General features: G+C 42.8%; 16 protein-coding genes. 15 read left to right on the forward strand and 1 reads right to left on the reverse strand.

The features are described from left to right. Positions 1-87: 87 nt before the first annotated feature. Positions 88-5,082 carry a translocation/assembly module TamB domain-containing protein gene (locus ABFV72_RS00715; RefSeq protein WP_347161834.1) on the forward strand — a complete coding sequence of 1,665 codons (4,995 nt, stop codon included), beginning with the start codon at positions 88-90 and terminating at the stop codon, positions 5,080-5,082. 151 nt (positions 5,083-5,233) lie between these two features. On the opposite strand, the gene hemP is transcribed toward ABFV72_RS00715, so the two are convergent. Continuing rightward, positions 5,234-5,392 (reverse strand): hemin uptake protein HemP, encoded by a 159-nt coding sequence (hemP, locus tag ABFV72_RS00720; RefSeq protein WP_227672156.1) that lies wholly within the window; start codon positions 5,390-5,392, stop codon positions 5,234-5,236. Between the two features lie 299 nt (positions 5,393-5,691). Between hemP and ABFV72_RS00725 the strand changes: the two genes are divergently transcribed. From ABFV72_RS00725 to rpsA, 14 genes are all read left to right on the forward strand, one after another. After that, a complete protein-coding gene (locus ABFV72_RS00725) occupies positions 5,692-6,825 on the forward strand; it encodes an NUDIX domain-containing protein (protein WP_347161835.1) in 1,134 nt (377 codons plus the stop codon). Positions 6,826-7,273: 448 nt separating this feature from the next. After that, positions 7,274-8,506 carry a lipocalin family protein gene (locus ABFV72_RS00730; protein WP_347161836.1) on the forward strand — a complete coding sequence of 411 codons (1,233 nt, stop codon included), beginning with the start codon at positions 7,274-7,276 and terminating at the stop codon, positions 8,504-8,506. A 346-nt stretch (positions 8,507-8,852) separates the two neighbouring features. Next, entirely contained in the window at positions 8,853-10,295 is a 1,443-nt protein-coding gene (locus ABFV72_RS00735; RefSeq protein ID WP_347161838.1) for a glyceraldehyde-3-phosphate dehydrogenase, read from the forward strand. A 290-nt stretch (positions 10,296-10,585) separates the two neighbouring features. After that, complete coding sequence (cgtA, locus tag ABFV72_RS00740) at positions 10,586-11,791, forward strand: Obg family GTPase CgtA (RefSeq protein ID WP_101206151.1); 1,206 nt, start codon at positions 10,586-10,588, stop codon at positions 11,789-11,791. A 77-nt stretch (positions 11,792-11,868) separates the two neighbouring features. Then, complete coding sequence (gene proB / locus ABFV72_RS00745) at positions 11,869-13,041, forward strand: glutamate 5-kinase (RefSeq protein ID WP_057759177.1); 1,173 nt, start codon at positions 11,869-11,871, stop codon at positions 13,039-13,041. 92 nt (positions 13,042-13,133) lie between these two features. Next, positions 13,134-14,270, forward strand: coding sequence for a uroporphyrinogen decarboxylase (hemE, locus tag ABFV72_RS00750; RefSeq protein ID WP_191114928.1), 1,137 nt, complete (start codon positions 13,134-13,136; stop codon positions 14,268-14,270). A 137-nt stretch (positions 14,271-14,407) separates the two neighbouring features. After that, positions 14,408-15,475, forward strand: a complete 1,068-nt coding sequence (argC, locus tag ABFV72_RS00755; protein ID WP_347161840.1) for an N-acetyl-gamma-glutamyl-phosphate reductase — start codon at positions 14,408-14,410, stop codon at positions 15,473-15,475. 103 nt (positions 15,476-15,578) lie between these two features. After that, positions 15,579-16,445 carry a hypothetical protein gene (locus tag ABFV72_RS00760; protein ID WP_347161842.1) on the forward strand — a complete coding sequence of 289 codons (867 nt, stop codon included), beginning with the start codon at positions 15,579-15,581 and terminating at the stop codon, positions 16,443-16,445. A 166-nt stretch (positions 16,446-16,611) separates the two neighbouring features. After that, positions 16,612-17,007, forward strand: a complete 396-nt coding sequence (locus tag ABFV72_RS00765; protein WP_347161844.1) for an ATP-dependent Clp protease adaptor ClpS — start codon at positions 16,612-16,614, stop codon at positions 17,005-17,007. Between the two features lie 638 nt (positions 17,008-17,645). After that, entirely contained in the window at positions 17,646-20,186 is a 2,541-nt protein-coding gene (locus tag ABFV72_RS00770) for an AAA family ATPase (protein ID WP_431192056.1), read from the forward strand. A gap of 180 nt (positions 20,187-20,366) precedes the next feature. Further along, positions 20,367-21,104, forward strand: a complete 738-nt coding sequence (locus tag ABFV72_RS00775) for a uracil-DNA glycosylase (RefSeq protein WP_347161846.1) — start codon at positions 20,367-20,369, stop codon at positions 21,102-21,104. Positions 21,105-21,131: 27 nt separating this feature from the next. Continuing rightward, positions 21,132-21,656, forward strand: a complete 525-nt coding sequence (gene tadA, locus ABFV72_RS00780) for a tRNA adenosine(34) deaminase TadA (RefSeq protein WP_347161848.1) — start codon at positions 21,132-21,134, stop codon at positions 21,654-21,656. 189 nt (positions 21,657-21,845) lie between these two features. Then, complete coding sequence (cmk, locus tag ABFV72_RS00785) at positions 21,846-22,613, forward strand: (d)CMP kinase (RefSeq protein WP_347161850.1); 768 nt, start codon at positions 21,846-21,848, stop codon at positions 22,611-22,613. 307 nt (positions 22,614-22,920) lie between these two features. Next, a complete protein-coding gene (gene rpsA / locus ABFV72_RS00790) occupies positions 22,921-24,609 on the forward strand; it encodes a 30S ribosomal protein S1 (protein ID WP_057759193.1) in 1,689 nt (562 codons plus the stop codon). Positions 24,610-24,678 lie beyond the last annotated feature (69 nt).

Consider the following 24,678-nt stretch of genomic DNA (forward strand, 5'->3'; position numbering starts at 1 on the left):
GCTCCAAATGTTCAGTCGCTCCAAATGTTCTAATTATCACTTATCGTACCGATTGCTGGTCTTCATTTTTTAACGTAGTTGAGTGTCATGCTGACAGAAAATACCCCGCCTAATAATGCTCCAGATGAAGATCCAGCACAGCGTGATGCCCGTGCCGTTAGGCGTTGGTATCCGTTGTCATTTCTGCTCAAACTTCTGGTATTAGTACTTATCGTACTAGCCATCATGTTTGCTATATTCTTTTATGCAGCAGGTACTGATGCTGGTACGAAGTTTATATTAGAAAAAATTAGTGTCGAAACAGGTATTGATTTCAAATACGGACGCGGTAACTTGCGCGATGGTATTTGGGTCACTGATATCGATATTGAAGCGACTGAAGATCTTGAGATATTAGTAGATAAGGCCTACGTCAAAATAGGCTGGCGTGCAGTATTTGCAAAAGAAGTGCATTTAAGCGATGCAGATATTCAAACCATAGAGATTATCAATAAAAAACCGCCTACTGGTGAACCGTTTGATTATAAAACTTTAAAGTTGCCAGTAAACTTGCGTTTTGATCAAGCAAAAATTAAGAAGATCACTTATAAGCAGGTAACCAAAGACCCTATCATTATTCAAGATATTACGGCACGTGACCTGACTTGGGTAGGTAGTACGGTGACCGTTGTCCGTGGTGACTTGCAGTACGCTGATATTGTGAAAATCAGTGCCTTACAAGGAGAGATCGACCTACAGGGCGACTATCCACTAGATTTGAGTGCGATTGCGGAAGTCAGCGCCCTTGAAAAAGCCTATATCGACCCATTGAATATCGCTGCAACGGGAACGCTTAAACGTACTGTCGGTAAAGTACGTAGTCGTTATAACGATAGCGATGTGAGAGGCGACTTTGTAGTACAAGGGTTAGATGCGGGTGCACCGTTTGATGCAAAACTACAGTGGGATGATATTCTTATCCCTTATGCTGATAGCCAAAATATTCGCCTACAAAGCGGTACAGCCACAGCTTCTGGTGTCATCTCTGAGATACGCTTGCGTATCAATACTGAATTGACCGCCAAAGATATTCCATCAGGTCATTACCAAGGCCGCGCTGTTATCGCCAACAGTCAGCTACGTATAGATCGCCTAGATGCTGACGTGCCAGCGGGACGTTTGGCGTTACAAGGTATTCTAGATTGGAAAGACAGCTTTGAGGCCACGGTGCGTGCGACGGGTAGCAACTTTGATATTCGCCAAGCTATTCCGGCTGAGTATAATGACTTCAAAGCTTATGCGCCGCAAACCCTTAACGGTAGACTGTCATTGCGTTATCAGCAGCAGAATGCCACTGGTAATACGCAGATTGATGCAGATTTGCGTCAGCGCGATGGTGAGCATATCAATGCCAATATGGTCCGTGGTAAAACCTCTGCTAAATCTAAGCAAGTCGCGCCTTGGTATATTGATGCTAACTGGAAAAACTTAACCCGCCACAACGTACCCAATATTGGCAATATCGACAGTCCTAGTGGGCAGGCAGACGTCATCGTTCGTGGTTCGACCTTATCAGTCGATGCCAATGCCGTTATCAATGAGCTAAATGCTGCCCCCAAGGGCAACTACGATCTACGTATACGTAAGGCTGGTGATGTCATAGATATCAATCGTCTTAATTATAACGGCATAGTAGGAGATTTATCCGGTACAGGACAGATTCAGTTAGCGAGCAAACAGCGTCCACTGACATGGCAGATTGATGCCAGTACCAAAGGTTTACTCCCTAAGAAATATCGTAGCGATTTACCGCTTGAGCGCCTAACAGGTAGTATAAGTGCGCGTGGTCGATTGCTAAACATCACCAAAAATGGTGTCAGCGGACAGCGTCACGTGATTACTTTAAACAATACTGATATGCAAGCGCAGCTCGATGCGACGCAAGCGGATCGTGCTATCGGTATTACTGGTGCTGGTGATGCCAGTGTCGATATCGTAGGTGGTGAGCTGTCAGTATTTGATGCGCGTTTTGATGGTCGGATTGATACAGCAGATGTACCGCAAGGTCGTCTGTCTATCGATGCTGCGGGTACACCAAAGCTGATTAGTATTCGTAAGCTGAATTATAAGGGTGAAGCGGGCGCAGTTGATGCGAAAGGTGTTATCGACTTACGTAAAAATATCGGCTGGAATATAGATGGTCGTTTTGACCAGTTCAACTTGGGTTACTTCTTACCCAATAATCCAGCGATAATCACAGGCGATCTAAAAACCAGTGGCGAGTGGCACAATGCGCCAAAAAACAGCAAAAACACCGCAGGGACATTGCAGCGCTTTGCCGTAAATTTCAACGGCATATTGGATGCCGAGCAATTGCCAGCAGGTAAGCTGAATATAGAAGCCAGTGGTGACAGTCAGCTGATACGTATCAACCGTTTCCGTCATGTGGGTGCGGCAGGTAGTATCGATGCCAGCGGAACCGTTGATGTGCGTCAAGGCGTTGCATGGGATATCAACGCGGTCATGGATCGTTTTAACATTGGCTACTTCCTAAAAGATACCCCAAGCCTTATCACTGGTACGATTGATACAGATGGCCGCTGGAGTGACACGCAGCAGATTGTCAATATTAAACAAGTTAATCTAAATGGCATGCTAAAAGGGCAGCAACTGAGTGCCAAAGGCAGCCTCTCAGCGAAGATGCGTTTGCCTAAAGATTTAGCAAGTTACTTCAAACAGCTTCAGACCCAAGATGTCCAAGCACAATACAAGCAAGTGAATGCTTTGATTGATAGCCTAGATGCTAATAACCTTGTACTGCGTTGGGGTGACAACTATGTCACAGCTAACGGCAATGCCAAGCAGCTACAAACCAAAATTAACATTACCAGTCTAGATCAGCTGTCTAGTCAACTGGCTGGTAAAGTCACTGGCGGTGCCACGCTGTCTCAACCGGTTGGACAAGCACTGCCTACTATTTATATTGATTTGGTCGGTGAGCGACTTGCGCTACCTGGCTTTATATTGCGTCAAGGCCGTGTACGCGGCAAGCTGGTCAACTTAGCCAATAGCCCAAGCCAGTTAATCGTGACGGCTGAAGGTCTAGATGCTGCTGGTCAAAGTTTCGATAGTGTTAAAGCGTCTTTTAATGGTACCGAAAAGTCTCATGTGGTCGATCTAAATGTGGCCAATAAGCAACTCGATGTTGGTGCTAGGCTAAAAGGTGGTTTTGATCGAGATAGGCTAAGCTGGTCAGGTGTCATTGGAAAAGGCCGCATTAAATCTAAATATGCGACTTTGAATCAATTGCAACCTGCACAGCTGATTGTGAATTTACCTTACAATCAGGGTGGTGAGAACCGTGATCTAAAAGTACAGCTTGCTGCTCATTGTTGGCAGGCCACGGATCAAACTGGCAAGCTCTGTCTACGTGAAAAATTAGTGGCATCGCCAGACCAAGGTGAAGTCAATGTAGCGTTGCAGAATTTAGACACGTCGTTATTCTCAGTGTTCTTACCAGAAGATATTGACTGGAATGGCAAGATTAATGGTAAAGCAATCGTTGGATGGCAACGTGGTCGTCCGCCAACTATCAATACCACGCTATACTCAGACAATGGCAAGATTGGCCTTGTTCAAGATGGCGAGAGCACATCAATGACTTTGCCATACAAGCGCGTGTCTCTCATTGCTCTGTCTGTACCTGAGGGTATCAAGCTGCGTACCGACATCAATACTGGACGCGGTGCGCGTGGCTATGCTGAAGTGATCGTCGATCCTTATAAAGACCCTAAACCAATTTCTGGAGCATTGGTACTGAACGAGCTTGATCTTGCGATATTTAAGCCTTTCTTCCCTGGTATGCGCGTCCTAAGAGGTAACGTCACAATGGCCGGTGGCCTAGGTGGTACCTTAACCAAACCGCAGTTCTATGGCGACGTAAAACTATCTGATGGCCGTATAGCCATGCTTGATTTGCCCGTGAATCTGTCCAAAGTAAATGCGGCAGCCAAAATTCGCGGTACGCAAGCGACCATTGATGGCACATTCAATAGTGGTACAGGTGAAGGCGAACTATCAGGGACAGTCAACTGGCAGCAAAAACTGCAGGCCAAACTGAGTATCGTCGGTGAAGGCCTAGTTATCACTCAGCCGCCACTACTGGTTGCTGAAATTGATCCTGATATCGATATTATCGTGCGTCCAGGCGATCGTTATGTCGATATAAAAGGAGCGATCAGTGTGCCGTCTGCGACCATTCGTCCGCCTGAAGCCAGCGAAGATATCATCACTCAAACTGAAGATGCAGTCGTACTAGATCGTCGTTTGATTGGTAATATCGATGAAGTACTGGCTATTTCAAAACCTTGGTCAATCAATGCTGATATCGGTGTTGATTTGGGCGATGATATCAACTTCCGTGGTTTTGGCGCCGTCATTCCATTGGCAGGTGCAATTAATGTGACTCAGAATGGCACAGGTATCATGCGTGCTAGAGGTGTTGTGCAGGTCTCACGCCGTACCAATATCAATGCCTTTGGACAGAGCCTAGAGCTGAATTATGGTCAAGTGCGTTTCAATGGCGATGTGATGAAACCGAGCCTAAGCATTGAAGCGGCCAAAACAATTAATGGCAAAACAGTTGGTCTGCGTGTCAAAGGAACGACTGAAAGCCCCAATATTATCGTCTTCAACAATGCAGGTCTAACTCAGCAGCAAGCCATGAATGCATTGGTAACGGGCCGCATAGATAATAAGAGCGCGACACAAATCAGTGAGCAAGGGTTTAAATCGCAAGTGACCAATAATCTGGCCGCCGCTGGATTAAGCTTTGGTCTGAGTGGCACTCGTAGCCTGACCAATCAAATTGGGCAAGCGTTTGGCTTGCAAAGTCTGACAGTTGATGCCTCAGGTAGTAGCGAAGACACCAATGTCAACGTCACAGGTTATGTGACCCCTGATTTGTACATTCGCTATGGTGTGGGCGTTTTCAACGCGCAAAACAGCCTTTCTGTTCGTTATCAATTGACACGCCGTATCTATGTGGAAGCAAGCTCAGCAGCTGAAAATGCAGTAGATGTGGTCTATAGTTGGCAGTTCTAAATTGTTTATTTAGAGAAAAATTGCTTTTTGATTAAAGTTGATCGAGTTAGCTTCTAAAGTAATTTCTAAACTATATGACCTATAAAAAAACGCCTCATAATGAAGGCGTTTTTTTATAGAAGTATTGAAACAGATACTATTGAAATAGGCGTTACTTGGTTAGAATCAAGCGATTGTTGCGAGTTAGGCGTAGTCGATACTCTTCGCCTTCATGCTCGATACGTACCTCTTTAGTCAGTGCAAATAGATGTTGTGATTGCAAAGTAGGTAAACGGTTTTCACGACAGTTTAAATAACGAGAGATGACCATGCTCATAGTAAATTCCTTTTGAAAAAAAGTGGCTTATAAAATTGGCTAACCATAGCGTAATTGTTTTTAACGATAATAATTATCATTTAGATTTGATAAATTTGCAAGGCAATTGATAAAATAAAATGCAGTTATTATGTAAACTTATCTAATTTCGCTGTCATAAATCATCTCGAATGAAAATTTTATATATATAAATTAATAGGTTAGGTAATAAATTTAAATAAATCATCTAGCCTATAAAAACTATTAAATTATCAAAAGTAATCAGAGTAAATACCGAAATAAAGGATATAAGTATGTCGAACGGGTCAGATCAACAAACACAAACTAAGAAAGACAGTAATGCGAAAACTAACAAACCCAGCATCGTAAATATCGTAAATGTTGCAGTGGCTGTCATTCATTATAAGGATCAGTATTTACTTGGGTTTCGAGATGCTACTCAGCATCAAGGAAATCGTTACGAGTTCGTCGGTGGAAAGATAGAAGCGAATGAGTCAGCAGCGCAGGCGTTGATAAGAGAAGTGGCTGAAGAGACGGGTATCCTGCTTGATAATAATACTGTCGTTAAGCTTGGGCGTTTGCATCATGATTATGGCGACAAGCAAGTCATCTTACAGGTTTATAAGATTGAGCTGACAGCAGAGCAGTACGAGCAGCATAAACACCGTGAGCAGGGTTTAGAAGGGCAGGCATTAACTTGGGTAAGCAAATCACAGCTTTTGGCAGGAGCGTATCATTTGCCTGCTGCTAATAAGACAATCCTTGAATGGTTGAAACTCCCCTCGAAGATAGCGATTACTTATCCTCTAGCACATTTTGGCACACACACTGATGCAGCGGCGGTGTGGCTACAATATCACCAAGAAAAGTTAGCATCAGAGTCGTGGGTATATATCCGCTTGAAGGACGCAAATTCTAAGCATCTTGCTGAGCAATTGATAACATCACGCCCAGATATTTTAGCGATTTTACCTAATGATAATGAGCAACTTTTAGATGTTGAGGGCTCCCTAACCGCTAATGAGACAGAAACTGGCCAGCGAATAGTTGCCAAGCATTTGACACACTCAACACTGATGCAGTGCTTTGGTAAGGATGGCAGTTCTACAGCTCTCACACAGTCGCTATCTAAAGACCATCCGCTTATCGTCAGCTGCCATGATATCGCGAGCATAACAGCAGCCAATCAACTTGCTAGCATGCGCATACAGAATGCATTACCACCAGTGATTGGTACTTTCGTATCGCCTGTGCTCGCCACCCAAACGCATCCTGACGACACGCCGCTTGGCTGGGAAGTATGGTCAGCGTTAGCAGAATTGGCCGATATGCCTGTCATTGGGTTAGGTGGTCTGGAGCCTGCTATGCTCAATCAAGCATTACAGTATGGCGGTATCAGTGTGGCAGGCATTCGTCAGTTTATATAATCCGCATGACTCAAGGAATCTATCTACAATCTATAGTTTCATTTGCCTGAATGTGACCCGTATTAGACGTGCGTATTAAGCTTAGTAAGTTCAAATAACTGATTTTTAACTTAGTTATCCAGCAAGTAACTGTGTGGTTATGATGTGTTCAAACAACACTCAAACCCCATAGTTACTTACAAACCGTTGCGTTTTCCTACATTGCACTACTGTTTTAATAGTCCAGTTGTCCTTAATATATATTGCATATCTACGATACGTTGATCTTATTTTATAGAAGAATGACTAACCGAAAGTAATGTTCAAAATACAATAATAAAAAAGCTTTTGTAGAGTCAAGTTTTGCATAAATAACTTATACCAAAGCAAACGGCTTTTAGAAAACGAGACCAAATAGATGCCGTACATAAAGCGTTTTTAACAATCACTATTTAAGAATGGTACTCCTATGAAAACCAATAAGTTACCTGAGTCAGCATGGACTGATTCACAGGCAGCTGGTTCTCAACTTCAGCAGCCTAAGCAATCGCTCAATGACAATGAATATGGCGATGATACACAACAGACAAACCAAGCTAGTAACGATGCTAGCTATAATCACGACAGCTCGAATGGCGAATATTCGCACCATCTGGCAAAAAACACGTCTTCGCAAGACAGCTATTTTGGATACAAAAGCGCCGACAATAGCCTTAGGGCAAAAGAGTCAGCTATGAGTAACAATGAGATAAGCAAAGATCTAAAGAATAGCAATGAAGACAACTATGACGTGGCTAGTGGCTACAAGTCATCTGGCTACAAGTCAGCGAAAAATAAGCAGCCACAAAAGCTAAATGAAGATGAGCCATTAATGTCGGGACTGTTAGAGGATCAAATAGATAATCTGAACAGTAGTTCTGAACACGCCATCGACGCTGGGCAAATGAGCGATGCATCAACAAATAATTCATCTTACAAAGAAATACCGGAGCGCATATTTATGAATGGACTGATCAAACATACAGGCATTGCCTTAGCAATTATTATACCGTTAGCAGCGTTCTCAGCCTATGCGGCCACGCCGCCAGTGAACATGGCAACTAATAACACGGCAACTAATGGCATGTCTGATGATGCGATGAGTGAGAAGACCACGACCGATATGCTATCGGTTAAGCCAAGTGATATTATTCATAAATCTGCAAGCACGCCAACTACTGTAGATAGCGTAGATCTAAATACCTATGCAGGTACTTGGTATGAAATCGGCCGTTTGCCGATGTATTTCCAGCGCAAGTGTGCTGGCAATGTGACAGCCAATTATGCTCAAAAAGATGATGGCTCAGGAATCATGGTTACTAACAAGTGTGTAAGCGAGGACGGTTCGGGTATCGTGGCAGAAGGTTTGGCTAAGCCAGTCGATGAAAGCGGTAGCAAACTAAAAGTGACGTTCTTACCGAAGTGGATTCGTTGGATCCCAGTCGGTCGTGCTGATTATTGGGTGCTAGCACGTGATGCAGAGTACAAAACTGCGCTAGTAGGAACGCCTGATAAAAAATACTTATGGCTACTAGCACGCTCGCCAAATATCAGTCAGGAAACGTATACTAAATATCGTCAAATTGCTCAGCAGCAAGGTTATGACTTAAAAGAGTTTACCTTGACGTCGCAAAGCAACCAAACGGTGAATCTAGCACCATAATAGATGTAACTGAAATTACTGCTTTAATTAAACCATATAGCGATTATTATTTGATAACGTCTCGATAAGACAGCATATATGGCTGCCTTTATTATTAGCTGTATATGAGAATTATATATAGGAGCTATATACGAGAGTAAAACCTATTATGGACGCTAGCTAATCGGTTACTACTGGCAAAATGAGGCGTTTTAGGCTAAAATCTAGGCGATTCAAATACTCTAGCGTCAATAACCCATATTGATAGTGGTTGATTATCATATTAGAGTCGCCATTTAGAGCATACACGACCTATCTATTTTACACTTCTTCATATTTTATTGATCATACATTACTGACCATAAGGATGTTTCTCGTGAGCAACGCTGATACCTTACGCCAATTACATCAAGACCACTTGAACAACTACAACAATCAAGAACAACAAGCGATTGAGCTTATGGGGCTACTAAACAAGCTCTATAACAAGCAAGACGTACAAGTGACTTTGTTTGGCGAAACGCTAGACTCTACCTCAGTTGGTCAAATACTTGCTTTACATCAAAAAGTAGCACTACGCGATCATGGCGCTAAGGCTATCGATATCGCTGATACTCTAGCGGTGGTAAAAGTTATCTCAGAAAACACTGATATCCAAGCCACTCGTATCGATGTTGGTCAATTGATTGCTAATGACACTGACTTACAGACCGCTCTACAGTCTATCAACAACGCTGGTGCTGTAAACGGCGCGACTGACGTTGTACTATATGGTTTTGGCCGTATCGGTCGTATTTTGACTCGTCTGCTATTGTCACAAGCGTCAAGCGCGAAAGGTCTACAATTAAAAGCGATTGTTGTACGTCCAGCTGCTGCTGGCGACTTGGCTAAGCGTATTTCGTTGCTTGAGCGTGACTCAATCCATGGTAGATTCTTAGGCGGCATCAGTATCGATGATGACAACAACGGCATGATCGTTAATGGTCGTTTTGTACAAGTTATCTATGCTAAAGACCCAAGCGAAATCGACTATACTGCTTATGGTATCGACAATGCTCTTGTTATCGATAACACAGGTATCTGGAAAGACGAAGCGGGTCTTGGTAAGCATTTACAGTCTACTGGCGTGAAAAAAGTGTTGCTAACAGCACCTGCTGGCGGCGATATCAAAAACGTCGTTTATGGCGTGAACAATGACACTGTTGGTGACGATACGATCGTTAGTGCTGCTAGCTGTACGACCAATGCGATTACGCCAACGTTGAATGTATTGAATGATGAGTACGGTATTGTAAATGGTCATGTAGAGACTATTCACTCATTTACCAATGATCAGAACTTGGTTGATAACTATCATAAAGCAGACCGCCGTGGTCGTAGTGCGGTGATGAACATGGTTATCACTAGTACTGGTGCTGCAAAAGCCGTTGGTAAAGCATTGCCAGAACTAAACGGTAAGCTAACGGGTAACGCTATTCGTGTACCAACACCAAATGTCAGCCTAGCAATCTTGAACGTGAATCTGAAAACTGCTCCAGCAAGCGCTGATGCGTTGAATGAGTTCTTGCGTAAAATGGCTAATAGCAGCACTTGGCAGTCGCAGATTGCTTATACAGATTCTACAGAAGCGGTATCAACGGATTTTGTTGGTACGACTCATGTGGGTATTATCGATGCTCAAGCCACTATTTTGACTGACAACCAAGCTATCGTATATGTTTGGTATGACAACGAAGTAGGTTATAGTACTCAGGTATTGCGTTTGGCGACGCAAATGGCCGGAATCAGCTACGCTCAGATTCCAGCATAGATTACTAAATACAGTAGAGCAATAACGTCATACCAAGTATAGTAGAGCTATCGTGTCACAAGAATGGCGCTGCAGCAGATGCTACTTTGAATAGCTTGGTAGGACTTTAACTGTCATACTTAAACACCCGATAGTCCGATTGATTATCGGGTGTTATTGTCATAATGGGCACTAAGTAAAAGTAGTATTTATACAGTGCTTATTTTGACGCAACAACATAGAAAAACCCCAAAATACAACCGTTGGTTGTAACCAGTTTATAGACTGGATTGTGAATTAAGGAACGTAAGATGCGATTTATTGATGAAGCCGTCGTAACGGTAAAAGCAGGTGACGGTGGTAACGGAATCGCCAGTTTTCGCCGAGAAAAATATGTCCCACGTGGTGGACCTGATGGTGGTGATGGCGGCAAGGGCGGAGATGTGTATGTCATTGCAGAAGATAACACTAACACCCTAGTTGACTATCGTTATACGCGTCGTCATGACGCCATGCGTGCTGAGAACGGCCATAGTAGAAACTGTTCAGGTAAAGGGTCTGATGATCTTTATTTACCAGTACCAGTTGGTACGACGGTAGTTGATACCGAGACAGACGAAGTATTGGGCGATTTGATTGAGATCGGCCAGACACTACTGATTGCCAAAGGTGGTGATGGTGGTCTGGGTAATACCCATTTTAAAAGCTCGACCAACCAAGCACCGCGTAAAGCGACGTCAGGTTTTGAAGGCGAGCTAAAAGTTCTTAAGTTTGAGCTAAAAGTAGTGGCTGATGTTGGTTTGATTGGTTTGCCTAATGCTGGTAAATCGACTTTTATACGTCAAGTCTCTGCTGCTAGACCAAAAGTGGCTGATTATCCGTTTACCACCCTAGTACCAAACTTGGGTGTGGTCGATATTGGTCGTCATCGCTCATTTGTGATGGCAGATATTCCTGGTCTTATTGAAGGTGCATCAGAAGGTGCCGGACTTGGTATTCGCTTCTTAAAACATGTTGCGCGTACGCGTCGTCTGCTACACTTAGTTGATGTTAAGCCTGTTGATGGCAGCGATCCAGTCGAGAATGCTCGCGTTATCTTAAATGAGCTTGAGCGCTTTTCTCCTGAATTGGCCAACTTGCCGCAGATTTTGGTATTAAACAAAATCGATCAAGTCAATGATGAAGATTTGAATGCGCTTTGTACTCATATCGTCGCAGAGCTTGGTTGGACTGGTATGGTCTTCCGTACGGCAACGCTAACTGGTGAGGGCGTTGATGCGGTCAAATATCATCTGATGAATGATATCGAACTTGAGCGTGAGCGTGAAATAGAAGATCCTATCTTCGCTGAAGCACAAAAAGAACGTTTTGAGCGTCTAGAAGCTGAAGTACGTCTTAACACTGAAGCGCAGCGTGAAGCATATCGTGCAGCTCGTAAAGCGGCGCGTGAAGGCTTGGATACGTCTGATTTTGACGACGATGATGACGATGGCGTTGAGGTAATGTACGTTCCTTAAGCTAGTATGCTTGAGTAGTTATACTTGAATTGTGAATTTAATCCCTACAATCAATTAATATGAAAAAAGGAGTTTATATGGCAGATGACATAGCAAACACGATGGAAGAAGCAAGATTTGTTAAGCAAACTCGCAACTTTGATATTCAGCGCGTTATTGTCAAAATTGGTTCATCACTATTAACCAATAACGGTCGAGGGCTGGATCGTACTGCCATATATGAGTGGGCAAAGCAAATTGCTAAGCTGCACAAAAAAGGCGTTGAGGTACTGCTAGTATCATCAGGTGCTGTTGCTGAAGGTGTGGTACGTATGAACCTTGAGGAACGTCCCAAGAAACTAGCAGCACTACAAGCCTGTGCTTCTATTGGTCAAATGGGGTTGATTGAAACATGGTGGTCAGCTTTGATTCAACATGGTATTCAAAGCTCGCAGCTACTCCTAACTCACGATGATTTGTCTAATCGTAGTCGTTACCTTAATACGACTGGTGCGCTGACCCAGTTATTAGAGTGGCGCGTACTACCTGTTATCAACGAAAACGATACCATCACGATTGATGAGATTAAATTTGGCGATAACGATACCTTGGGTGCGATGGCAGCCGCGATGGTTAATGCTGATTTGTACATTATCTTAACCGACCAAGAAGGCGTCTTTACTGATAACCCACGTGATAATCCTGATGCCAAGATGATTCGTCAAGAGCGTGCAATGGCTGATTATTTATTTGATATTGCAGGAGATGGCGGTAAGCTTGGACGTGGTGGTATGTTGACCAAAATCCGTGCTGGACGCCTTGCTGCTATGGGTGGCTGTCCTACCGTTATCGTCAGCGGTGCTATCGATGACGTTATCACCCGTGTGGTATCAGGCGAAGCTGTAGGTACGTTGCTGACGACCAATGACGAAGATAAAATCATCGCACGTAAACAGTGGCTAGCAGCGCATCTACGTATGTCAGGTAGCTTGGTCGTCGATGCAGGTGCTGCAAGAGCATTGACTGAGCACAATAGAAGTTTATTGCCAGTCGGTGTTGTAGAAGTGCAGGGCGGTTTTGATGAAGGTGATGTGGTAGAAATTATCCATCAGGATACTGGCGAACGCATAGCCGTTGGGCAGGTAAACTTCTCATCGAATGATGCGCGCCGCGTTGCTCGTGAGCGTACCGAACAGTTCGATAAGATCTTTGGCAGTAGCGAAGAACGTGTCGTCATGGTACACCGCGACAATCTTGCATTGACTGTATAGTGCTTTTATATAACCTTTTTTATTCAACTTATTTTATCCAGCACAATATCCATTGATAAATATGGATATTGTGCTGTTTTGGAGATTTGTACATGAGTGCTTCAGACGGTAGTAACTCGGTTCAGCAACAGTTTGCACCTTTAAAAAATGATAGATTGCTACGTGCATTACGTTTTGAGCCCATTGATACCACACCGGTATGGATGATGCGCCAAGCTGGTCGTTATTTACCAGAGTATAAGGCCACTCGTGCTGAAGCAGGTGACTTTATGAGTCTGTGCAAAGATACAGACCGTGCTACTGAAGTGACTTTGCAGCCATTGCGCCGTTATGATTTAGATGCTGCTATTTTGTTTAGTGATATTCTAACTATCCCTGATGCGATGGGACTGGGCTTGTATTTCGAAACGGGTGAAGGCCCTAAGTTCAAACATCCTATCCGCGAACAGGCTGATCTTGATAGATTGCCAGTGCTCGAGCCAAACGACTCTCTAGACTATGTAATGCGTGCTGTAACCAGCATTCGTAAAGCATTGAATGGTCAGGTTCCATTATTTGGTTTTTCTGGTAGTCCGTGGACGTTGGCTACTTATATGATAGAGGGCGGTAGCTCGAAAGATTATCGTTATACCAAAGGCTTCTTGTATAGTAACCCTGATTTTCTACATCAGTTATTAGACAAGCTGGCGACGTCAGTTATTGACTATTTAGATGCCCAAATCGTCGCTGGTGCTCAAATTGTACAGATATTCGATAGTTGGGGCGGGGCGTTAGGCCATCGTCAATTTATTGAATTTTCACACATTTATAATAAACGTATTGTCGCCGAACTAAAGGAACGTCATCCACAAGTACCTGTAGTGTTATTCACTAAAGGTGGTGGATTATGGCTTGATATTCAGGCTGACAGCGAAGCAGACGTGTTAGGTCTAGACTGGACGATGCCGATTGATCGTGCGCGTCAAGTATTGACTGAAAGTCAGCGTCAATTGACCAAGAAGCATAAAAAACTGCAAAGCAGCAAAGCTATCCAAGGTAACTTAGATCCAGCGACGTTATATGGCTCGCCTGCGACAATTCGTTCTGAAGTCAATGCGATGCTTGACCGTGCTTACGCTGATGGTGAAAAGACTGGTTACATAGCAAACTTAGGTCACGGTATCACCCAGTGGGTCAACCCTGACAATGCCAAAGTGTTTGTGGATGCAGTACACGACTATAAAATTTAAGAGTCAGAATATTTAGAGAGTGATTCTGTCTTTGTTCTATATTTGTGGAGTTGAAAGGTTTGTAGAACTGCATAAGTTATAAGCAAATATAGAATCTATCAGTGCATATTTAGTATTTACCAAGAAAAGGGTGTTTTATGATTTCAGCAGCGATCGTCGGTGGCACAGGCTATACGGGTATTGAACTCATTCGTTTATTATCTGCTCATCCTGAGGTTTCTATTGATTTATTAACTTCTCGTAGCGAAGCTGGCACTCGTGCTGATGAAATCTTCCCAAGCTTACGCGGTGTCTCTGACATCGTTTTTAGTGACTTGGGTGATAATACGCTTGCTGCATTGCAAAAATGTGATGTCGTGTTTTTTGCGACTCCGCATGGCGTAGCAATGAAGCAAGCCGAAGCGCTTACCCAAGCTGGCGTCAAGGTCATCGATTTGGCTGCTGACTTTCGTTTGCAGTCATTGAATGACTTTGAGCATTGGTACAAGCAGTCGCACGCTTGTCCTGAATTGTTGAAAACAGCAGTCTACGGCCTACCAGAAATCAATCGTGACAAGCTTGCGAATGCGTTACTAGTAGGCAACCCAGGCTGTTATCCAACTACTGCGATTTTGGGTCTAAAACCAATTATCGAAGCTCAGAATAAGCAAGCAGAGCGTTTGATTGAGTCTCGTATCGTTATCGATGCAAAATCTGGCGTGTCTGGTGCAGGCCGTCAAGCATCACTTGCACTTAACTATGCTGAGACAACAGATAGCTTTAAGGCTTATAGCGTTGAAGGCCATCGTCATTTACCTGAGATTGAGCAGGGTGTTGCACAGTTATTAGACAGTCAGTTCTCGCACCGTATTCGCTTTTTACCGCATTTAGTACCGATGATTCGGGGCATGCTAAGCTCTATTCATATGGAGCTGACCGATGCTGGTGCTGCTATCGATTGGCAGCAAGCGTTTGAAAGTAGCTATGCGTCAGAGTTGTTTGTTGATGTCATGCCAAAAGGTCTTTATCCAGATACGCGCAGTGTTCGCGCTAGTAACCGTCTACGCATTGCGGTACATCAGGACAATGAGCGCGCTGAGCTAACGGTTATCGTCGTTCAAGATAACTTAGTCAAAGGTGCTGCTGGGCAGGCTGTGCAAAATATGAACGTGATGTTTGGTTTTGATGAGTCAATGGGGCTGAACTTTGCACCGATTGTTCCTTAATATCAATGACTTCATATTCCAATCATTCACATTTGCGGTGCTAGGTATTGATTATAAATTCGGCTATAATGACTTGCCCTTACCCTTAAGAGATACTGTCTAAATGCGTGTTCAGCTCGTACTACGCTTTTGCTCACAGCCAGCACGTCTATCGTGCAAAGACTCGATTATACCTAGCTTGGAGTGCAAACAGCATTCCTTTAGAAATAATAATGTCCCTATAAGTGGTATTGCTAGCTCACAACGCGGTGCTTCTACATTGGTATTGGCACTGTTTGTAGTGGCCGTATTAGTGACAGCAGTGGTTGGGCTGGTATTCGGTCATAAGCTGGGCTACCAACGTGGCCTTCATTCGATGGAAACAGAAGCCAAGCAAGCAATCATCGATAGCACTGAAGCGACACAAGCGCTAGAAGATTTGCGCCTTAGCAATAAGATAGCTACTAACCAAGCGGCAACTGCCAAACAAGAACTGGCCATCAGTTTGGCTAATTTAAAAGAACTGCGTGAAAGCCAGCAAGAATTAGCAGTAGAAAATAAACAAGTGTCACAGCTCAATGAGCTATATTCAGATGTCATCCGTGAGAAAGGTGGTATGCCTTTACAGGTATTAGGTGCCAAAATTTCTCCACTACCTGAAAATGCTTTTGAGTATGGTTTTGATATTGGGATGCTCAGTAGCGATGGTCAAGCCAAACGCTTGAGGCCTGTATTGACGCTACTTAACAATGATGACCTTGTAGAGGTGCCACTTGACCCTGCATACCATATGATCGAAGGTATCGTTCGGATACGTGGTCGCTTTGTAATGCCATCAGGCTTTAGACCATTGCAAGCCAAGCTGACTTTGCAAGCTGGTGGTCAGAAAGTAGAGCAATTGTATGACTGGAAGCTCGGTGATAGTGTGGATAACATGCTACCATCGCTTTTAGATTTACCAGAAGTTGATGAAAGTCCTATCGTACCTTAATTACCTCATGTCTTAATGAAATACTCAGTGACGATGCTGTGGTTGAAATCGAAGCACAATAGCCCTATTTAGTGGTTGTGCTTTATACCATGCCTTATCGCCTGCCTTAACAATCTCTTCTATCTTAAACTTACCTTATAATTATATTTTGATTATGATGAAAAAAATGATATCACAAGCCACGCCAACGGTTGCTGATTGGCACTTTCCCAATATGCCTGCTCATCGTGCACAAGACGGTGATACCGATGGTGAAACGTCACCGCAAGCAGATGTATTGGTCGTAGAGCCTGAAGTAGCCAAACCGCCTATGTATGCGGTCGTTATGTACAATGACAACTACACGCCGATGGAGTTTGTTGTATATATATTGCAGTCAGAATTTCGTCATAGTATGGATTCTGCAGTCGAGATTATGCTGACTATTCATAATAGCAGCAAAGGTATTGCTGGCATTTATCCCAAAGATATCGCTGAGACCAAAGCCAAAAAAGTAAATAGTTTGGCACATCGTGAAGGTTATCCGCTATTGACCCAAATCGAACCACATCAAGGCGAGTAGAGCAATTTATTAATTTCTTATACTGATATATGGCTCTATTAAAGCCTTATCTACTGTTTTCTATTTCTAAGTAATCCATATTAAAGCTCACCTTTATAGTGAGCTTTTTTGACTTTTTAGTCATTCCCCTTGTATACAAGCAGCATCTTTTAAAAATAGATTTATTATCCATAGGGTCTTGATTTCTATAGCAAATAACCCTATCTATTAAACAGTCCTATTCAATAGTCTTAGACTAAGTATCTCAGTTAAACTTGCTAAAACTCTGTTATTTCTAGCTTCTAAAATATCAATCTCTCTTTCTATCTAATCAGTTTTTCAACATTTAATATTCGTTATTAGAGTTGTCGCTACTAGCTTGTAGCACGCTTTGATACATTTTAGTCTGTGTTAATAGATTGACTCCGTTGAAGTATCGTGTTGATATAAAGAAAAGCGGCCATTGATAGTTATGATTACTGTTGGCTGATAGCGAGATTATAGTATTTAATCAATAGTCTACCGCTCACCTCATTTATTCATGACTTCTAATAATACGAATATAGCCCTTGAACAATTCATCTACCGCCCTGATTTACTTACTAACTCATTCATAAAACTATCAATTATAAAGATAGATATAACCGTAGGAAGTTGTTATGTTAAGTCGTCATCTTGAAGTTTCTCTACGTTTAGCAATGACGCTTGCGCGCCAAAAATCGCATGAGTATCTCACTGTTGAACACCTGCTTTTGGCCTTATTAGAAAACACTCATGCTGCCAATACGTTGACTGCTTGTAATGCTAATGTCTCGGCGTTGCGTACTGAGCTTGAGGTTTATATTAATAAACACACGCCAACCATCGATGCTGATACGGAACAGTCACCGCAGCCGACTCAAAGCTTTGATCGTATCTTGCAGCGTGCTATTTTTCACGTGCAGTCGATTGGTGGTGGTCGATTGGTGGAAGGGTCTGATATTTTGGTTTCTATGTTTTCAGAGCATGATACCTATGCTGTCTACCTGCTTAAAAAACAAGGTATCAGTCGCCTTGAGCTAACCCAGTATTTATCACACGGCCAAGATAAAGAAGAGCCTTCTGAATCACGCGGTTCGGCAGGTACTGAGCGTCGTAGTGCCTCTGAAAAGACCAGTAAAGATCCCTTAGTTGAATTTGCGACTAATTTAAATCAGCGAGCTGCTGAAGGTAAAACCGATCCTTTGATTGGGCGTGCTTCTGAAATTGAACGTGCTGCCCAAGTATTGTGCCGTCGTCGTAAAAATAACCCATTGCTAGTAGGTGAGCCTGGTGTAGGTAAAACCTCTATCGCTGAAGGTTTAGCATGGTTAATTATTAACGACAAAGCACCGAAGCCCCTTAACGGTTGCGTGATTTATAGCCTTGATATTGGTTCACTAATTGCGGGAACTAAGTATCGCGGTGACTTTGAAAAACGCATGAAGTCATTGCTTGATGCGTTAAAGAAAAAACCAAATGCTATTCTTTTTATCGATGAAATTCATATGATTATTGGTGCTGGTTCATCTATGAGCAGCAATATGGACGTATCGAACCTTATCAAGCCAGCGCTTGCTAACGGTGAGCTGCGTTGTATTGGTTCAACAACCTTTACTGAATATCGTCAAGTATTTGAAAAAGACCATGCATTGTCACGTCGTTTCCAAAAAATCGATGTTAAAGAACCAAGCGTGGATGACACCATCGATATCTTGCGTGGTCTAAAACCTCGTTATGAAGAATTCCATAATGTTGAGTATACGGATGAAGCGTTGGTCACGGCGGTACAGTTATCAGCCAAACATATTCATGAGCGTTTTTTACCTGACAAAGCTATTGACGTGATTGACGAAGCAGGTGCATATAAGCGCTTAGGTGTGGTGCCTGATGTCGATGATATCGAAGCGGAAGAAAATTTCATTGCTGATTTAGAGCAGGATTTTGATGCGCAGATTGATGCTGATATCGAAGGTATCGATGGTGATACAGATAACGAAATGCAGGATGAAGCAGCGACTGCGAAAGCAAGTGATAGTGCTAAGTCAGCAGATGGTGTGAAATTGTCAAAAGGTCAAAAGCCACCGATGAAAATCGATGTGGCTGATATCGAGGCTATCATTGCTAAACTGGCACGTATTCCACCCAAATCTGTATCGAGTGATGACAAGAGTATCCTTGAGCATTTAGATCGAGATCTGAAGCACTTGGTGTTTGGTCAAGATGAGGCGATTGCTACGTTGGCTGATGCTATCAAGCTATCACGTGCAGGATTAAAAGCACCTGATAAACCGATCGGTTCATTTATGTTTGCAGGTCCAACTGGTGTGGGTAAAACAGAAGTATCGCGTCAGCTAGCGAACCTGTTAGGTGTAGAATTGGTACGCTTTGATATGTCAGAGTATATGGAAGCGCACACGGCATCACGTTTGATTGGCGCGCCTCCAGGTTATGTTGGCTATGATCAAGGTGGTTTGCTCACTGAAAAAATCAATCAGCATCCACATTGTGTGTTGTTGCTTGATGAGATTGAAAAGGCGCATCCAGATGTCTTCAACTTGTTACTACAAGTAATGGATCATGGTACGTTAACTGATAACAATGGTCGTGTGGCTATCTTTAAGCAAGTCATCGTTATTATGACAACGAACGTTGGTGCTGATAGTATTAGTCGCTCGTCAATGGGCTTCACTCAACAAGACCATAGTCGTGACAATACAGAATCGCTGAAACGTGTCTTCACGCCAGAGTTCCGTAATCGCTTAGACGCTATTATTCAGTTCAACCCTCTAGATACGTCAGTTGTTGTATCGGTTGTCGATAAGTTCTTAGTTGAACTGCAAGTGCAGCTTGATGATAAGCAAGTGACATTAGAGATTGATGATGATGTACGTGATTACCTAGCGGATAAGGGCTATGATCGTCTAATGGGTGCACGTCCGATGCAACGTCTGATTCAGGATGAAATCAAAAAACCATTGGCAAGTATGATTTTGTTTGGTGATTTGGTTAATGGCGGTGTCGTACATCTGACCTTAGAGCCTAAAGTCGATGATTCTCAAGAGAATGATACGATGAAGCTTGATAAGGTGTCAGACAAAGGCTCAGCTGATAGTCGTATTATTCTGACAGTCGTTGAAACTCACGAACCACATCCTGATTCTGAGTCTCTTGCTAGCTAAGTTATTTAATACTGACATCACAAAAACGGCTACCGTATTACTGCGGTAGCCGTTTTTTTATTGCTATAATTCATCAACAAAGCGTACACCATTTTTTGTTAGTATGATTATTTACAGTAAGCTAGCTTTAACGAAGCTATGGAACTTATAACAAGATAACAAGTATAAGAAGGACACACTATGGAACTGTTTGATGAACCGACAACCAAGACTCCAGAACAAAAACAAGCGATTTTAGACAATGTCCGTTTACCAGAAGATTGGAAAACGGCATTAGTAGATGAATTAACGTCTGAGAATATGGATAATCTACGCGCGTTTTTAAAGGAAGCCTATCAGTCCGATGATAGTATCTATCCACCTGCACCATTGATGTTCAATGCGCTTAATCTCACGCCGTTATCACAAGTCAAAGTGGTAATCTTGGGCCAAGATCCTTACCATCGTCCAGGTCAGGCTATGGGGTTATCATTTTCTGTTCCTAAAGCCATTCCTAAGCCACCATCATTGAATAACTTGCTTAAAGAAATGGCAGATGACATTGGTATTCGACCTTCAGCGCATGGCGATTTGACATACTGGGCGCAGCAAGGCGTTCTACTGCTTAATAGCTCACTAACTGTGCGAGAAGGCGAGCCAAACAGTCATCAGAATAAAGGCTGGGAGCAGTTTACTGACGCTGTCATCGATGCCGTCAATGAACAGACAAAGCATACCGTATTTATTTTGTGGGGTAGTAAAGCCCAGAAGAAAGGCAAGTATATCGATACCGATAAGCATTTGATTCTGACAGCTGTACATCCGTCACCACTCGCGGCAAACCGTGGCGGTTTTTTTGGCACTAAACCTTTTTCTAAAACAAATGACTACTTGGCACAGTATGGCCAAACTCCAATTGACTGGCAATTACCACAATAAATGCAAAATATACAGAATATAAGCTTAATGCCGTATCAACCTTTAAATATGCAGGCCAGCACTTTTTGGTTAGCTGAAGATATTAAATGGATGCAAGAGGCAATTGAACTTGCTAAGCAAGGTTCTGAGCGAGGAGAGGTGCCGGTAGGTGCGGTATTGGTACATGAGCAGCAAATTATTGGCCAAGGATTTAATCAACCTATTAGTAGCCATGATGCTACTGCTCATGCAGAGATAGTTGCATTGAGAGACGCCTGTACGCGTTTAGAAAACTATCGATTGCCGCTACAGACTACTTTATACGTCACTCTAGAGCCTTGTACGATGTGTATCGGTGCACTAATCCATGCGCGTGTAAACAAGTTGGTGTACGCAGCGAGTGAACCGCGTGCCGGGATGGTTGGTAGTCAAATGGACTTATCATTACAACCTTTTTACAATCATAGTATTCAAGCCTATAGCGGGTTATGCAGCGAGCATAGCAGTCAAATACTAAAGATATTTTTTCGTGAGCGTAGGCAAGCGGCAAAAAAGAATAAGGCTAATATGTAAACTCAAAATACTAATAAACAAGATATCAGTCTTGGTGCTAGTGGTCACGATGATTTTTTGCTATAATATTGCCCTATTTGATAGCACCCATCTTAATAGGCTATTAAAGACTTAACATACGAATAAATATCGTTTTATTAATGACATACGATAAGCGATATAAGTAACGCATATTATTGAGTAAGTATTATGACTAGTTCTACACCTGATAATGTTTTACTCAATACAGAGAATAGCCACACCTCATCAGTGCGCTATCCTGTTATTTGTATCGATGGTCCCAGTGGCGCTGGTAAAGGTACGGTCACATGGCGTCTAGCACAAGTGTTAGGCTATCAGTTGTTAGACTCTGGTGCGCTTTATAGGATTGTTGGGTTAAAAGCCTTTGAAGCGGGTTTAATCAGCGCAGATGCTAGCCAACCAATTGATGAAAATGCTGTATTAGCATTGACTGAAAGCTTAGAGATAGCGTTTGTACCGAACAATGACTCAGGGCGTGTAGATATCATTGTTAATGGACAAGCAGTAGGTGAGCAAGTACGCAATGAAACGGTTGGAGGCTATGCATCACAGATAGCTGTTTATCCACAGGTTCGCCAAGCGTTGCTCAAGTTACAACAAGATATGGCTACTCGTTCAGGTTTGGTTGCTGATGGTCGCGATATGGGTACGGTTGTTTTCCCAGATGCTGATGTTAAGGTGTTTTTGACGGCTAGTGCTGAAGCACGTGCAGAGCGCCGTGTGACTCAGTTGTTAGACGCTGGTCAGACAGCAGATTTTGAGGCGATTTTAGCGACGATAAAAGAGCGTGATGACCGTGATGAAAATCGTAGTACAGCGCCATCTAAGCCTGCGGCAGATGCATTATTACTTGATAGTTCAGCGCTGAATGCTGATGCAGTATATGAGCAAGTCAAAAAGCATTGCCAAGATAAAGGTGTGTTTTTCACTAGTTAGTCATTTAATAGCTAGTAAAAACAACATATTAAGTACTAAAAAGTTTCCTATTAATCATTGTTTTAGTATAAAATAATACGGTTAAGTTAAATTTTATTAAAGCAGTAAGAAAAACTTAGTTTATTCAAGATATTGCATTCGATATAAGACAGTTGTTGTTAGTCAGTTTTAATTACGATGAGCTCGCTATCAACAAACGTTTTTTTATATGATTGCATGGGATATAAAACCAGTATTTCGTTCTATACAATCATAAATTTGATCCGTACTGTGCTGGACAGGATACGGCTATACAAAGGTAGACATAATGGAATCATTTGCTGAACTATTTGAAGCGAGCATTGAAGAGCAGGGCCTAGATATCGAGCGTGGCTCGGTTATTACAGGTGCTGTTGTGGCCATCGATAGCGATTGGATCACAGTAGATACTGGTCTTAAATCTGAAGGTATCGTCGCTCGTGAAGAGTTTTTAAGCGAAGAAGGCGAACTTGAAGTTGAAGTTGGCGATAGCGTTGATGTCGTAGTTGAAGCGGTTGATAACGGCATGGGTCAAACCTTGCTGTCACGTGAGAAAGCTAAACGTGTTGAAACTTGGAACTTCCTTGAAAAAATCGCTGATAACGATGAAATCGTTAAAGGTATTATCTCAAGCAAAGTTAAAGGCGGTTTCACTGTAGATATCGGTTCAGTACGCGCGTTCTTACCAGGTTCATTGGTAGATGTACGTCCTATCCGTGATACAACGCATCTTGAAGGCAAAGAGCTAGAATTCAAAGTCATCAAACTTGACCAGAAGCGCAACAACGTTGTTGTTAGCCGTCGTGCAGTTATGGAAGCTGAGAACTCAGCTGAGCGCGAAGAGCTATTGAACAAGCTTGAAGAAGGCATCGAGATCGAAGGTATCGTTAAGAACCTTACTGATTACGGCGCATTCGTTGATCTAGGTGGTATCGATGGTCTATTGCACATCACTGACATGGCATGGCGCCGTATCAAGCACCCATCTGAAGTTGTTGAAGTTGGCCAAGACCTAAAAGTTAAAGTATTGAAGTTTGACCGTGAACGCAACCGCGTTAGCCTAGGTCTAAAACAACTTGGTACTGATCCTTGGGATAACGTTGGCGGCACTTACCCAGTAGGTAGTGTTGTAAAAGCTCGCGTAACCAACTTGACTGACTATGGTTGTTTCGCTGAGATTTCTGAAGGTATCGAAGGTCTAGTACACGTATCAGAAATGGATCATACCAACAAAAACATCCACCCATCTAAAGTGGTTCAAGTGGGCGATGAAGTTGAAGTAATGATTCTTGATATCGATGAAGAACGTCGTCGTATCAGCCTAGGTATCAAACAAACTCTAGCTAACCCATGGGATGAGTTTGATAAGAAACATGAGCGCGGTGATAAAATCACTGGTACTATCAAATCAATCACTGACTTCGGTATCTTTATCGGTCTAGACGGTGGTATTGATGGTCTTGTTCATCTATCTGATATCTCTTGGAACGAAACTGGCGAAGATGCTATCCGTAACTACAACAAAGGCGACACCGTTGAAGCAATGGTATTGTCTGTAGATGCAGAAGCTAACCGTATCAGCCTAGGCGTGAAGCAGTTAAGCTCTGATCCATTCAACGAATACCTAGTCAACAATGACCGTGGTGCTATCGTTAATGGTAAAGTAAAAGAAGTAGACGCTAAAGGCGCTACTATCGAACTTGCTGACGAAGTTGAAGCTTATCTACGTGCTTCTGAAATCCAACGTGACCGCGTTGAAGATGCAACTAAGCATCTGACTGTTGGTGATGACGTTGAAGCGAAAATCATCAGTGTTGATCGTAAAACACGCAACATCAACTTGTCTATCAAAGCGAAAGACGAAGCTGAAGAGCGTCAAGCGATTAAAGATCTTGGTAGCACGAACACTACTGCTGCTCCAGGTTCTGATGCACAGCCAAAAACTATTGGTGATTTGATCAAAGAGCAAATGCAGTAAGCTGCAAACTATTGATATAAAAGTAATATAAAAAAAGCGACTTCGGTCGCTTTTTTTTATGATTAGATT

The organism is Psychrobacter proteolyticus (assembly GCF_039762275.1).
In the GTDB taxonomy this organism is placed as follows: Bacteria; Pseudomonadota; Gammaproteobacteria; order Pseudomonadales; family Moraxellaceae; genus Psychrobacter; species Psychrobacter proteolyticus_C.

Coding starts and splice junctions, on each gene's coding strand:
- ABFV72_RS00770 (WP_431192056.1), top strand. CDS start 17,646: ATGTTAAGTCGTCATCTTGAAGTTTCTCTACGTTTAGCAATGACGCTT.
- rpsA (WP_057759193.1), top strand. CDS start 22,921: ATGGAATCATTTGCTGAACTATTTGAAGCGAGCATTGAAGAGCAGGGC.
- ABFV72_RS00760 (WP_347161842.1), top strand. CDS start 15,579: ATGCGTGTTCAGCTCGTACTACGCTTTTGCTCACAGCCAGCACGTCTA.
- argC (WP_347161840.1), top strand. CDS start 14,408: ATGATTTCAGCAGCGATCGTCGGTGGCACAGGCTATACGGGTATTGAA.
- ABFV72_RS00765 (WP_347161844.1), top strand. CDS start 16,612: ATGATATCACAAGCCACGCCAACGGTTGCTGATTGGCACTTTCCCAAT.
- ABFV72_RS00775 (WP_347161846.1), top strand. CDS start 20,367: ATGGAACTGTTTGATGAACCGACAACCAAGACTCCAGAACAAAAACAA.
- hemE (WP_191114928.1), top strand. CDS start 13,134: ATGAGTGCTTCAGACGGTAGTAACTCGGTTCAGCAACAGTTTGCACCT.
- proB (WP_057759177.1), top strand. CDS start 11,869: ATGGCAGATGACATAGCAAACACGATGGAAGAAGCAAGATTTGTTAAG.
- hemP (WP_227672156.1), bottom strand. CDS start 5,392: ATGGTCATCTCTCGTTATTTAAACTGTCGTGAAAACCGTTTACCTACT.
- ABFV72_RS00730 (WP_347161836.1), top strand. CDS start 7,274: ATGAAAACCAATAAGTTACCTGAGTCAGCATGGACTGATTCACAGGCA.
- ABFV72_RS00735 (WP_347161838.1), top strand. CDS start 8,853: ATGTTTCTCGTGAGCAACGCTGATACCTTACGCCAATTACATCAAGAC.
- cmk (WP_347161850.1), top strand. CDS start 21,846: ATGACTAGTTCTACACCTGATAATGTTTTACTCAATACAGAGAATAGC.
- tadA (WP_347161848.1), top strand. CDS start 21,132: ATGCCGTATCAACCTTTAAATATGCAGGCCAGCACTTTTTGGTTAGCT.
- cgtA (WP_101206151.1), top strand. CDS start 10,586: ATGCGATTTATTGATGAAGCCGTCGTAACGGTAAAAGCAGGTGACGGT.
- ABFV72_RS00725 (WP_347161835.1), top strand. CDS start 5,692: ATGTCGAACGGGTCAGATCAACAAACACAAACTAAGAAAGACAGTAAT.
- ABFV72_RS00715 (WP_347161834.1), top strand. CDS start 88: ATGCTGACAGAAAATACCCCGCCTAATAATGCTCCAGATGAAGATCCA.